This window comes from gamma proteobacterium symbiont of Scutellera amethystina (assembly GCF_059730845.1).
The window spans coordinates 2725755-2737946 of sequence record NZ_AP035935.1 but is presented as its reverse complement, the minus strand read 5'-3'; the positions used below and the strand labels follow the sequence as shown (position 1 = coordinate 2737946).

At 59.0% G+C, this 12192-nt stretch carries 10 protein-coding genes; 7 read left to right on the top strand and 3 right to left on the bottom strand.

Translation table 11 applies throughout. The features are described 5' to 3' along the window. The 4 genes from gsiA (at window position 1) to gsiD (ending at window position 5343) form a co-directional block, all read left to right on the top strand. Window positions 1-1857: a glutathione ABC transporter ATP-binding protein GsiA gene (gsiA, locus tag AC6I79_RS12810; protein ID WP_159378325.1), complete on the top strand. Its 1857-nt coding sequence runs from the start codon at window positions 1-3 to the stop codon at window positions 1855-1857. Between the two features lie 64 nt (window positions 1858-1921). Then, window positions 1922-3457, top strand: coding sequence for a glutathione ABC transporter substrate-binding protein GsiB (gene gsiB / locus AC6I79_RS12805; RefSeq protein ID WP_058769518.1), 1536 nt, complete (start codon window positions 1922-1924; stop codon window positions 3455-3457). Window positions 3458-3506: 49 nt separating this feature from the next. Continuing rightward, entirely contained in the window at window positions 3507-4427 is a 921-nt protein-coding gene (gene gsiC, locus AC6I79_RS12800) for a glutathione ABC transporter permease GsiC (RefSeq protein WP_058769519.1), read from the top strand. A 10-nt stretch (window positions 4428-4437) separates the two neighbouring features. Continuing rightward, entirely contained in the window at window positions 4438-5343 is a 906-nt protein-coding gene (gene gsiD / locus AC6I79_RS12795) for a glutathione ABC transporter permease GsiD (RefSeq protein WP_058757796.1), read from the top strand. A 245-nt stretch (window positions 5344-5588) separates the two neighbouring features. On the opposite strand, the gene AC6I79_RS12790 is transcribed toward gsiD, so the two are convergent. Further along, window positions 5589-7256 (bottom strand): methyl-accepting chemotaxis protein, encoded by a 1668-nt coding sequence (locus AC6I79_RS12790; protein ID WP_278426591.1) that lies wholly within the window; start codon window positions 7254-7256, stop codon window positions 5589-5591. Window positions 7257-7372: 116 nt separating this feature from the next. Between AC6I79_RS12790 and AC6I79_RS12785 the strand changes: the two genes are divergently transcribed. Beyond that, a complete protein-coding gene (locus AC6I79_RS12785) occupies window positions 7373-7822 on the top strand; it encodes a DUF4385 domain-containing protein (protein WP_498027323.1) in 450 nt (149 codons plus the stop codon). On the opposite strand, the gene rimO is transcribed toward AC6I79_RS12785, so the two are convergent. Continuing rightward, window positions 7819-9144 (bottom strand): 30S ribosomal protein S12 methylthiotransferase RimO, encoded by a 1326-nt coding sequence (gene rimO / locus AC6I79_RS12780; protein ID WP_021508396.1) that lies wholly within the window; start codon window positions 9142-9144, stop codon window positions 7819-7821. The genes AC6I79_RS12785 and rimO overlap by 4 nt on opposite strands. Window positions 9145-9451: 307 nt before the next feature. Here rimO and AC6I79_RS12775 point away from each other — a divergent pair, with 307 nt between their 5' ends. Beyond that, window positions 9452-10087 (top strand): carbonic anhydrase, encoded by a 636-nt coding sequence (locus tag AC6I79_RS12775; RefSeq protein WP_021508393.1) that lies wholly within the window; start codon window positions 9452-9454, stop codon window positions 10085-10087. Window positions 10088-10200: 113 nt separating this feature from the next. Beyond that, window positions 10201-11334, top strand: a complete 1134-nt coding sequence (locus tag AC6I79_RS12770; RefSeq protein ID WP_498027322.1) for a PQQ-dependent sugar dehydrogenase — start codon at window positions 10201-10203, stop codon at window positions 11332-11334. A 1-nt stretch (window position 11335) separates the two neighbouring features. On the opposite strand, the gene AC6I79_RS12765 is transcribed toward AC6I79_RS12770, so the two are convergent. Beyond that, window positions 11336-11992: an HAD family hydrolase gene (locus tag AC6I79_RS12765; RefSeq protein ID WP_021508391.1), complete on the bottom strand. Its 657-nt coding sequence runs from the start codon at window positions 11990-11992 to the stop codon at window positions 11336-11338. Between the last annotated feature and the right edge of the window lie 200 nt (window positions 11993-12192).

Genomic DNA, 12192 nt, shown 5'->3' with positions numbered 1-12192 from the left:
ATGACGGATCTACAGCAGCAGTTTGCGCCGCAGCAGGTGCTGGCGGTACGCGACCTCTGTGTGCGCTTTGAGCATGAAGGGCGCGTGACGGACGCCGTGCGGCAGCTTTCACTCGATCTGCATCGCGGAGAAACGCTGGCGCTGGTGGGCGAATCGGGCTCGGGTAAATCGGTGACGTCGCTGGCGCTGATGCGTCTGATTGCACAGGCCGGCGGCGCGGTCAGCGGTGAAATTTTGCTGCGGCGGCGCAACGGCGAGGTGCTGGATGTGATGCGGGCGTCCGCCAGCCAGATGCGCCGGGTGCGCGGTGCGGACATGGCGATGATCTTTCAGGAGCCGATGACGTCGCTCAACCCGGTGTTCACCGTTGGTGAACAGATCACCGAATCTATTCGTTTGCATCAGGGTAAAAGTCACCAGCAGGCGCAGGCCGAAGCGCGACGCATGCTGGATCTGGTGCGCATTCCGGAAGCGCACAATGTGCTGTCGCGCTATCCGCATCAGCTCTCCGGCGGTATGCGCCAGCGCGTGATGATCGCCATGGCGCTGTCGTGCAAGCCGGCGCTGCTGATTGCCGATGAGCCGACCACCGCGCTGGACGTCACCATCCAGGCGCAGATTCTGCAGCTGATTCGCGTGCTGCAAAAAGAGATGCAGATGGGCGTCATCTTTATTACCCATGATATGGGCGTGGTGGCGGAGATGGCCGATCGCGTGCAGGTGATGTATCGCGGCGATGTGGTTGAGCGCGCGCCGGTGCAGCAGTTGTTCGACGCGCCGCAGCAGCCGTATACCCGCGCGCTGCTGGCGGCCGTGCCAAAGCTCGGGGCGATGAGCGGCCAGCCGCTGCCGGCGAAGTTTCCGCTGCTGCATACCAACGGCCGCGAAGAGGCCAGCACGCCGCAGGATACCGTGCGTCACGACCGTCCGCCGATTTTACAGGTGCGCGATCTGGTTACGCGCTTTGATATTCGCGGCGGGCTGCTCAATCGGGTGAAGCGTCGCGTCCACGCGGTGGAAAAAGTCAGTTTCGATCTTTATGCAGGCGAAACCCTCGCGCTGGTGGGCGAGTCCGGCTGCGGCAAATCCACCACCGGACGCTCGCTGCTGCGGCTGGTCGCCAGCCAGGGCGGCAGCATCACCTTTGACGGCCAGCGCATTGATGCACTGCAGGGCAGGGCGCTGGCCACGCTGCGCCGCGATATTCAGTTTATCTTTCAGGATCCGTATGCGTCGCTCGATCCGCGCCTTACCGTCGGCTTTTCAATTATGGAGCCGCTGCTGGTGCATCGCAGCATGGGGCGCGCGCAGGCAGAGAAACGCGTCGCCTGGCTGCTGGAACGCGTCGGTCTGCTACCCGAACACGCGCAGCGCTACCCGCACGAGTTTTCTGGCGGTCAGCGCCAGCGTATCTGCATCGCACGCGCGCTGGCGCTCAATCCTAAAGTGGTGATCGCCGACGAGTCCGTCTCCGCGCTGGATGTGTCGATTCAGGCGCAGATCATCAATCTGATGCTGGATTTACAGCGTGAATTTGGCATCGCCTTCCTGTTTATTTCGCACGACATGGCGGTGGTGGAGCGCATCAGCCATCGCGTGGCGGTGATGTATCTCGGGCAGATTGTGGAGATGGGACCGCGTCAGGCGGTGTTCGAACAGCCGCGCCATCCTTATACCAAAAAACTGATGGCCGCGGTGCCGGTGGCCGATCCGGCGCATCGGCACCGCGAGCGGGCGCTGATGGTCGATGAGATCCCCAGCCCGATTCGCCCGCTGGGTGATGAGCCGGAAGTGGCACCGTTACTGGAAGTGGCGCCGGGCCATTTTGTCGCCCGCCATGCCATTAGCGGCGCCTGAGCAGCAACCAACCGCGCCCTCTGTGCAGGGCGCGCAAGACAGGGACTACAGGAGAACGATAACGATGCACCATATCATGCGAAAAGGGGTTATCACTGCCGGGTTGTTGAGTTCGGCGCTGGCGCTGCCCGCCTGGGCGGCCAAAGATGCGGTGATTGCCGTGGCGTCGACCTTCACCACGCTGGATCCGTACGACGCCAACGACACGCTGTCGCAGGCGGTGGCCAAGTCTTTCTATCAGGGCCTGTTCGGCTTCGATAAAGACATGAAGCTGGTCAACGTGCTGGCTGAAAGCTATCAGGCCAGCAGCGATGGGCTGACTTATACCATCAAACTGCGTCCGGGCGTGAAATTCCAGGATGGCACGGATTTCAATGCTGAAGCGGTGAAGGTCAACCTCGACCGCGCCAGCAATCCGGACAACCATCTCAAGCGCTATAACCTGTTTAAATATATCGCCACCACCGAAGTGGTCGATCCGTCCACGGTGAAAATTACCCTGAAGCAGCCGTTCTCAGCGTTTATCAACAATCTGGCGCATCCGGCTGCGGTGATGATTTCGCCAACCGCGCTGAAAAAATATGGTAAGGACATCGGTTTCCATCCGGTAGGCACCGGACCTTATACCTTTGACACCTGGAACCAGACCGACTTTGTCAAAGTGAAAAAGTGGTCGGGCTACTGGAAACCGGGCTATCCAAAACTCGACAGCATTACCTGGCGTCCGGTGGTGGACAACAACACCCGCGCGGCGATGCTGCAAACTGGCGAGGCCAGCTTTGCCTTCCCGGTGCCGTTAGAGCAGGCCAAACTGTTGCAGGCCAATAGCAAGCTGGATGTGGTGACCACACCGTCGATCATGCAGCGTTACATTAGCCTCAACGTGACGCAAAAGCCGTTCGATAACCCGAAAGTGCGCGAAGCGCTGGAGTACGCCATCAACCGCCAGGCGCTGGCCAAAGTGGCCTTTGCCGGTTACGCCACGCCAGCCACCGGCATCGTGCCGCCGCGCATTGATTTTGCCCAGAGCTATCCGGCCATCAAATACGATCCGGCCAAAGCGCGTGAGTTGCTGAAGGAAGCGGGCTACCCGAATGGTTTCGAAACCACGCTGTGGTCATCGCATAACCACAGCACCGCGCAGAAAGTGCTGCAGTTCACCCAGCAGCAGCTGGCGCAGGTGGGTGTGAAGGTGAAAGTCACGGCGATGGATGCCGGCCAGCGCGCGGCGGAAGTGGAGAGTAAAGGGCAGAAAGAGAGCGGGGTGCGCATGTTCTACACCGGCTGGTCAGCCTCCACCGGCGAAGCCGACTGGGCGCTGACGCCGCTGTTCGCAACCAGCTCGTGGCCACCGGCTATCTTCAACACCGCGTTCTACAGCAACCCGCAGGTGGATAAAGACCTGGCGGATGCGCTGAAGACCACCGATCGCGACCAGAAAGCCAGACTGTATAAAGACGCGCAGGACCGCATCTGGAACGATCACCCGTGGATTCCGCTGGTGGTGGAGCAGCTGCTGTCTGCGAACAATAAAAACCTGACCGGTTTTTACGTCATGCCCGATACCTCATTCAATTTTGATGAGGCGGATCTGAAGTAACAGACGCGGCCAGCCTTACGGGGCTGGCCGATGCTGCGCGGGATTTCGCATGCTCAACTATTTTCTTAAACGCCTGCTCGGGCTGATTCCCACGCTGCTGATTGTCGCAGTGCTGGTGTTCCTGTTCGTGCATCTGCTGCCGGGAGACCCGGCGCGCCTGATTGCCGGACCGGAAGCGGATGCCTCAGTGGTGGCGCTGGTGCGTCAGGAGCTGGGACTCGATCAGCCGCTGATTCAGCAGTTCTGGCACTTTATCCTCAATGCTTTGCAGGGTGATTTTGGTCAGTCGATGGTGTCAAAGCGGCCGGTCTCTGCCGAAATTGCCGCGCGCTTTTTTCCTACTCTGTGGCTGACGCTGAGCAGCATGGTGTGGGCGGTGCTGTTTGGCATGGCGATCGGCATCGTTTCGGCGGTATGGCGCAATCGCTGGCCGGACCGCATCGGCATGACGCTGGCGGTTTCCGGCATCTCCTTCCCGGCATTTGCGCTGGGTATGCTGCTGATGCAGGTCTTTTCGGTCGAGCTCGGCTGGCTGCCGACGGTGGGCGCCGACAGCTGGCAGCACTACATTCTGCCGTCAATTACGCTCGGTGCCGCCGTGGCCGCGGTGATGGCGCGCTTTACCCGCGCTTCGTTCGTTGAAGTGATGCAGGAAGATTATATGCGCACCGCGCGGGCCAAAGGGGTGCGCGAATCGCTGGTGGTGGTCAAACATGGGCTGCGCAATGCCATGATTCCGGTGGTCACCATGATGGGGCTGCAGTTCGGCTTTCTGCTCGGCGGCTCGATTGTGGTGGAAGTGGTGTTTAACTGGCCCGGACTGGGCCGTCTGCTGGTGGATTCGGTGGAGATGCGCGATTACCCGGTGATTCAGGCCGAGGTGCTGCTGTTCTCGCTGGAGTTCATTCTGATTAACCTGATCGTCGATATGCTTTACGCGGCGATCAACCCGGCTATTCGCTACAGGTAAGGAGTCGCAATTGAAGAACTGGCGACGCGAGGCGGCATTGAAATCCCTGCCGCTGATGACGGAAAACCGGGTTCGCACGCCGTGGCGTGAATTCTGGCGGCGCTTTCGCCGTCAGCATGTGGCGCTGCTGGCGGGCGCGTTTGTGTTGCTGCTGATTGTGGTGGCGTTTATCGCCCCATGGATCGCCCCGTTTGATGCCGAAAACTATTTTGACTACGACCGGCTCAACGAAGGGCCGTCGTGGATGCATCTGTTTGGCGTCGATTCACTTGGACGCGATATCTTCAGCCGGGTGCTGGTCGGGACGCGCATTTCGCTGATCGCCGGCTTCTTCTCGGTGGCGATTGGCACGGTGATCGGCACCGTGCTGGGGCTGCTGGCGGGCTATTACGAAGGCTGGTGGGATCGCATCACCATGCGCATCTGCGATGTGTTGTTTGCGTTTCCCGGCATCCTGCTGGCGATCGCGGTGGTGGCGATCATGGGCAGTGGCATGAGCAACGTGATTGTGGCAGTGGCGATTTTCAGTATTCCGGCATTTGCCCGTCTGGTGCGTGGCAATACGCTGGTGCTGAAACATCAGACCTATATCGAGTCGGCGCGCAGTATTGGTGCTTCCGACTGGACCATTATCATGCGTCACATTTTGCCCGGTACGGTGTCGTCGATTGTGGTCTATTTCACCATGCGTATCGGTACTTCGATCATCACCGCTGCCAGCCTGTCCTTTCTCGGCCTGGGCGCGCAGCCGCCGACGCCGGAGTGGGGCGCGATGCTCAACGAAGCGCGCGCCGATATGGTGATTGCGCCGCACGTGGCGATCTTCCCCAGCCTGGCGATTTTTCTCACCGTGCTGGCGTTCAATCTGCTGGGCGACGGCCTGCGCGATGCGCTGGACCCGAAACTGAAGAGCTGATTTTCGAGCTGGCAGGCATGAACCGGAGCCACGGTGCCGCTATTCAGGGGAAATATTTGTCAGTGCAGTATTTGGGTCACCATGAATGGCGACCCTACAAGGTCATTGCGCAACATATTGTCGGCTGCACATTGAGATATGAGGGCATTGCGCGTTTTTTACCGCTCGCACATTAATGTCCAGCGGCATTGCTTGTTGTAGGGTGCGCATTCATGCGCACCGGTATCCTTTTACGCCTCAGCGCATCAAAACGTTTCCCAGTTGTCGTTACCGTGGCTCACCGCCGCGGGCAGGGCGCGGGTCGGGGCGGGCAGCACCGGTTTCACCACCCGCTCGGTTACCGCAGCGGCCGGGCGGGCGCCGGTGTTGAAACGCGCCACCGCCGATGACAATCGGCTGGCCTGCTGCTCCAGCGACGCCGAGGCGCTGGCCGATTCCTGCACCAGCGTGGCGTTCTGCTGCGTCACGCGATCCATCTCATTCACCGCCTGGCCAATCTGGTCGATACCGCGGCTCTGCTCATCGGAGGCCGAGGCAATCTCGCCCATGATATCGGTGACGCGCGTCACCGCGCTGACAATCTCCTGCATGGTATCGCCAGCGCTGCTGACCTGCTGCGAACCGAGGTCCACGCGCTGCACGGAGTTTTCAATCAGCAGTTTGATCTCTTTCGCCGCCTGCGCGCTGCGCTGGGCCAGGTTGCGCACTTCGCCCGCTACCACCGCAAAGCCGCGCCCCTGCTCACCGGCACGCGCTGCTTCTACCGCGGCGTTAAGCGCCAGAATGTTGGTCTGGAAAGCGATACCGTCAATGACGCTGGTAATGTCGGCGATTTTCTTCGAGCTGTCCGCAATGTCGCGCATGGTTTTCACCACGCCTTCCACCACGCTACCGCCTTTATCGGCGGTGTCCGACGCGGTTTTCGCCAGCTGCGTGGCCTGACGCGCGTTGTCAGCATTCTGCTTCACGGTCGCGGTCAGCTGTTCCATGCTGGCGGCGGTCTCTTCCAGTGAGGCAGCCTGCTGTTCGGTGCGCGCCGAGAGATCGTTATTACCGTTGGCGATGGCACTGGCGCTGCCAAAAATGGCATCCGCGCTGTCGCGCACGTTATTAATGGTACCAAGCAGCGCCTGCTGCATATGATTCAGGCTGGCGGCAATGGCCGCCATTTCACTGCGGCCTGCCACCTGCAGGCTGGCTGACAAATCGCCTTCGGCAAAGCGCTCGATCTGCTGCTGCACCTGCTGCATCGGTGCCAGCAGCACGCGGCGTACCAGCGTCCATACCGCCGCCACCATCAGCACCACCACCAGCGCGATGACGGCAATCATGATCAGCACCTGCTGATAGTTGCTGTCATTTTGCAGGCTGCGCTGATTAATCAGCTGCATGTTTTCATCGCGCCACTGCTGATAAGCCTGTTCCAGTTCATCCTGCGCCTGCTGCGCATCGAGGTTGCCGTAGGCCGCGTAGTTATTGGCTTTCAGAAACACGGCGGACTGCTGCAGCAGCGCGGCAAACGCTTTGAATTTATTGTCGATCAGATCGGCAGTCGACGCACTCTGGCCGTCGATGCGCGGATAGCTTCTATACTGATTGAAGTGCTGCTGCGCCGCTTCCAGCGAGGCACCGGCTGCCAGCAGCAGCTTGTTGATCGCCGCCAGCGACTGCTCGTCGGTCTGATTTTTCAGAATACGGATCGCCACGCGGTTGATGGTGACGCGGGTTTTCACCAGCGTTTGCCAGCCGTCGCCCAGCTCGCGCTGCTGATGAGACAACTGATTGCTGGCGGTGAAATTATGTTGTCCCGCGCGCAGCGAGGAGAAAAAGAGCGAGCCGGATATGGCCTGCATGGCTGTGAATACCACCAGAATAACCACAATGGCGGTCACAATTTTCATCTTGTTGAACATGTGAGCATCTCTTAGCAAATGAGCCGGTAGTTATGTTATCGGTGGAAAAAAGCATCACTAAAGTGCGGCAGCGAAATAATTCACCGCAGTAATGGTTACGGACAGGAGGCCAGGGGATGAAACCCTTCAATTACCAGCAGGATTTTAAACAGCTCGACTTCCGTCAGCATCCGGAGCTGTATCAGGTCGGGCGCGGCGAGCAGGGGGTGCTGATGGTGGAACCTTATAAGAGCGAAATTCTGCCGCACTGGCGCTTTCGCACCGTCGAGCTGGCGCAGCAGTCATCAGAAAAAATCATGCAGCTGTTCGAGGCGTATCGCGCGCAGGATGATTTTGTCGATATGGATATGGCGCGCAAATTTATTCAGATGGGCTACACCCGCGCGCGCCGCTACAGCAATCATCAGGGCGGACGGAAATACGATGCCGACGGCAAAGAGCTGCCGCGGACGGTAGAAAAAGAAAAGGCCGCTGCGGCGGCCGTATTCAAAGCGTGCTGGGACCGGCTGCGCGCCGATAACGATTATCTGGCGCGCAAAAAAGCGCACCAGCAAAAGTACGGTTAAACGCGCGTGCCCCACAGGTCGTATTCGTCGGCGTGTTCGACTTTGACCCGCACCACCTCGCCGACCTTCACCTGGCGATCGCCATTCAGATAGACCGCACCGTCGATTTCCGGGGCGTCGGCCATGCTGCGGCCGACCGCGCCTTCTTCATCCACTTCATCAATGATCACCAGAATCTCGCGACCGATTTTCTCCTGCAGACGCTCTGCGGAGATCTGCTGCTGCAACTGCATGAAGCGGTCAAAACGCGCCTGCTTGACGTCGTCCGGAACCTGATCCGGCAGCTGGTTAGCCGTGGCGCCTTCAACCGGGCTGTACTGGAAGCAGCCAACGCGATCGAGGCGCGCTTCACGCAGGAAGTCGAGCAGCATCTGGAAATCTTCTTCGGTTTCGCCCGGGAAACCCACGATGAAGGTGGAACGCAGCGTCAGCTCCGGACAGATTTCACGCCAGCGTTTGATGCGCTCCAGCGTGCGCTCAACCGCGCCCGGACGCTTCATCAGCTTCAGGATGCGCGGACTGGCGTGCTGCAGTGGAATATCGAGGTAAGGCAGGATTTTGCCTTCGGCCATCAGCGGGATCACGTCATCCACGTGCGGATACGGATAAACGTAGTGCAGACGCACCCAGACGCCGAGTTTCGCCAGCTGCTCACACAGGCTGACCATGCTGGTTTTCACCGGCGAACCGTTCCAGAAACCGGTGCGGTGTTTAACATCGACGCCGTACGCGGAGGTGTCCTGCGAGATCACCAGCAGCTCTTTTACGCCCGCTTCCACCAGACGTTTAGCTTCATCGAGTACTGCGCCAATCGGACGGCTGTCCAGATCGCCACGCATTGACGGGATGATGCAGAAGGTGCAGCGATGGTTACAGCCTTCGGAAATTTTCAGGTAAGCGTAGTGGCGCGGCGTCAGCTTCACGCCCTGTTCCGGCACCAGGCTGAGGAACGGGTTGTGCTCGGGTTTTGGCACGTAAGTGTGCACGTGCGACAGCACCTGCTCGTAGCTGTGCGGGCCGGTGATCTCCAGTACTTTCGGATGCACTTCGCGAATCTGATCCACTTTGGCACCGAGGCAGCCGGTGACGATCACTTTGCCGTTTTCGTTCAGCGCTTCACCAATCGCTTCCAGTGATTCCTGTACGGCACTGTCAATAAATCCACAGGTGTTAACGATGACGATCTCCGCATCATCGTAGCGTGGCACCACGTCGTAGCCTTCTGTCCGCAGTTCCGTCAGGATGCGTTCAGAGTCAACGAGGTTTTTTGGGCAGCCGAGAGAGACGAAGCCTACACGCGGCGGATTTTTGACATGGCTCATAAGGATAAAAATTCATCATAATTAAGGTGGACAGGAGCGCGATTGTACAGAGGTTGACGGGGAAAATGTATAGGCTGCGTGAGAATCTGATTGGCGGCAAAAATTGATGTTAACGCTATGCTTGCTGAGGGTAACCCACGCTCAATAGTCACTGGGTGGCGGACATCCGGGTTGTGCAAGCGGGTCGATTTTGCTTAAATATCGGGTTGATAATTGTAAGTTATTATCGACATTACAGAATTTTAAAGCGCGCCAGCGGTGAGTTTCTCTCTGCCGGGGCTGAAGTGGATAATGTGAGAGCAGACAAATGCAAGAGATCGTCAAAGGTTTTCTGAATTTTCAACAGAATGTGTTTCCTGAAAGGAAGGATCTTTTCAAGAGTCTGGCGTCCAACCAGAATCCTAAAGCTTTATTCATCTCCTGTTCGGATAGCCGTCTGGTACCAGAGCTGGTGACACAGTCGGAGCCGGGCCAGCTGTTTGTGATCCGTAACGCCGGTAATATCGTCCCGCCGTTCGGTCCGGAGCCGGGTGGCGTGTCAGCAACCATCGAGTATGCAGTGGTCGCGCTGGGCGTAACCGAAATTATCATTTGTGGTCACTCCAACTGCGGTGCGATGAACGCGATTGCGTCCAACGCCGATCTCGAGAGCATGCCGGCGGTTGATCACTGGCTGCACTACGCCAATGCGGCAAAAGCGGTGGTGGAAGAGCGCAACTACGAATCGGTTGAGAAACGCCTCAACGAAATGGTGAAAGAGAACGTGATTGCTCAGCTCAACAATATCAAAACGCATCCTTCCGTTTCGGTCGCGCTGCGCAAAGGTAAGCTGCGCCTGCATGGCTGGGTTTATGATATTGAAAGCGGCGGCATTATTGCGCTGACCAAAGGCGGTGAATCCTTCATTTCACTGTCGGAAAACCCGGAAACCTGCTTCGAATAATCCTGCCTGCTATCCGCCCGGCCACTGCGCCGGGCTTAATGTTTTGTAAATCCTGCACATCCTTTCTTACTGGCTGACTACCCTTAACGGCAGACTGTGAAAAGGAGAATCCCATGCGTTTATGGCGTGTTGCGCTGCTGGCTGGCGCGCTCAGCGGTTCCTTTACCGCGCTGGCGGCTGATGTCCAGGTGCAGGTGTTACAGGACAAGCTCGATCATCCATGGTCGGTGGCGTTTCTGCCCGACCAGCAAACCTTGCTGATTACCGAACGTTCCGGACAGCTGCGCAGCTGGCAGCCGGGCCGGGGGCTATCGCAGCCGATTAGTGGCGTACCCGACGTGTGGGCCAGGCGCCAGGGCGGTCTGCTGGATGTGGTGCTGGCGCCGGACTTCGCGCAAAGCCGTCGGGTGTGGCTCAGTTATACCATTGCCGATGACACCGGCCGCGCGGGCGGCGTGGTGGGTTACGGCACGCTCAGCGCAGATCTCCGTCAGCTGCAGGATTTTAAGGTGGTGCTGGAGCAAACGCCGAAACTCTCCGGCGGTGCCAACATCGGCACGCGGCTGGCGTTTGATCGCCAGGGCTATCTGTACATCGCGTTCGGCGATAACTTTGCCAGCCGCAGCGCGCAGCAGCTGGACAAGCTGTCGGGCAAAATCGTCCGCCTGACGCAGGACGGCAAGGTGCCGGCGGATAATCCGTTTAACCATCGTCAGGGCGCACGCGCGGAGATCTGGTCTTACGGCGTACGCAACCCGCAGGGGCTGGCGCTCAATCCATGGACGCAGCAGATGTGGGAGAGTGAACACGGCCCGCGCGGCGGCGATGAGGTGAATCTGGCGGCGAAGGGCAAAAATTACGGCTGGCCGCTGGCGACGTATGGCATTGATTACAGCGGGCAGAAAGTGCCGGAAGCGCAGGGCAGCGCCGTTGCCGGCACTGAGCAGCCGCTGTTTTACTGGCAGCAATCGCCGGCCATCAGCGGCATGGCGTTTTACAATAGCGCGCGCTTTCCCCAGTGGAAAAACTCGCTGTTTATCGGTGCGCTGAAAGATAAAAGTCTGATCCGTCTGCGCGTTAACGGCGAGAAGGTTGAAGAGGCGCAGCGGCTGCTGGGCGATCGTGGCGAACGTATCCGCGATGTTCGTCAGGGACCGGATGGTTATCTGTATGTGCTGACCGATGAGGCCAATGGCAAGCTGCTGAAAGTCGGGCTGGCGGATGCCGCCAGCGCCGCGCGGGGTTAAATCAGCGCACCCAGTTACACACCTGCCAGCCGCGCTGCTGCGCTTCCTGCTGCAGCAGCGCATCCGGGTTAATCACCCATGCATGATCGGCATGCGACAGCAGCGGCAGATCGTTCATCGAATCGCTGTACGCCCAGGTGCGCTCAAAGCGTCGATCCTGCTGCAGCGCTCGCCAGTCGCTGAGTCGTGAAACTTTGCCTTCACGGTAAGTGGCGGTGCCGTAAATCTCACCGCTGTAGCGTTCATCGACCACTTCCACGCCAATCGCCAGCGCGCCGTGTACGCCCAGCCGTTCCGCAATCGGCACGGCGAGGTGATCGCCGCTGGCGGTAATAATCATTACCGTGTCGCCACGCTGCTGATGCCACTGAATGCGTTCGCGCGCGGCGGGAAAGACGCGCGGCAGGATATCGCGATGAATAAAGCGCCGCACCCAGCCTGCGACGGTGAGCGTCGCCATGCCGGTGAGCGGTGAGAGCGTGGTGCGCATGTACTCTTCAATCGACAGGCTGCCGGCGTGGTATTGCGCCATCAGCGCCTGCTCCTGACGAATGATCTCTTCCGGTGCAAACCCCTGCGAAACCAGCCAGCGCAGCCAGAGGCTGGTGCTGTCTTCACAAATCAGGGTTTCATCCAGATCGAAAACGGCTAAGTCCATCATGATTCTCCTCGGGCTGACTGGCATCAGGTTAGCGGAATTTTGTGACTGGCTTAACTGTTCTGCGAAAATTCGGAATTTCTCGCAATTTTTCCTCTGCCCTGACGCCCGCGCACTGGCAGCGCAGCGGCCTTAATGCCAGGGTTACTCTAACAAACTCTAAAAAACTTTACGGTTTGGCGGTTTTTTTCACCGGCGTG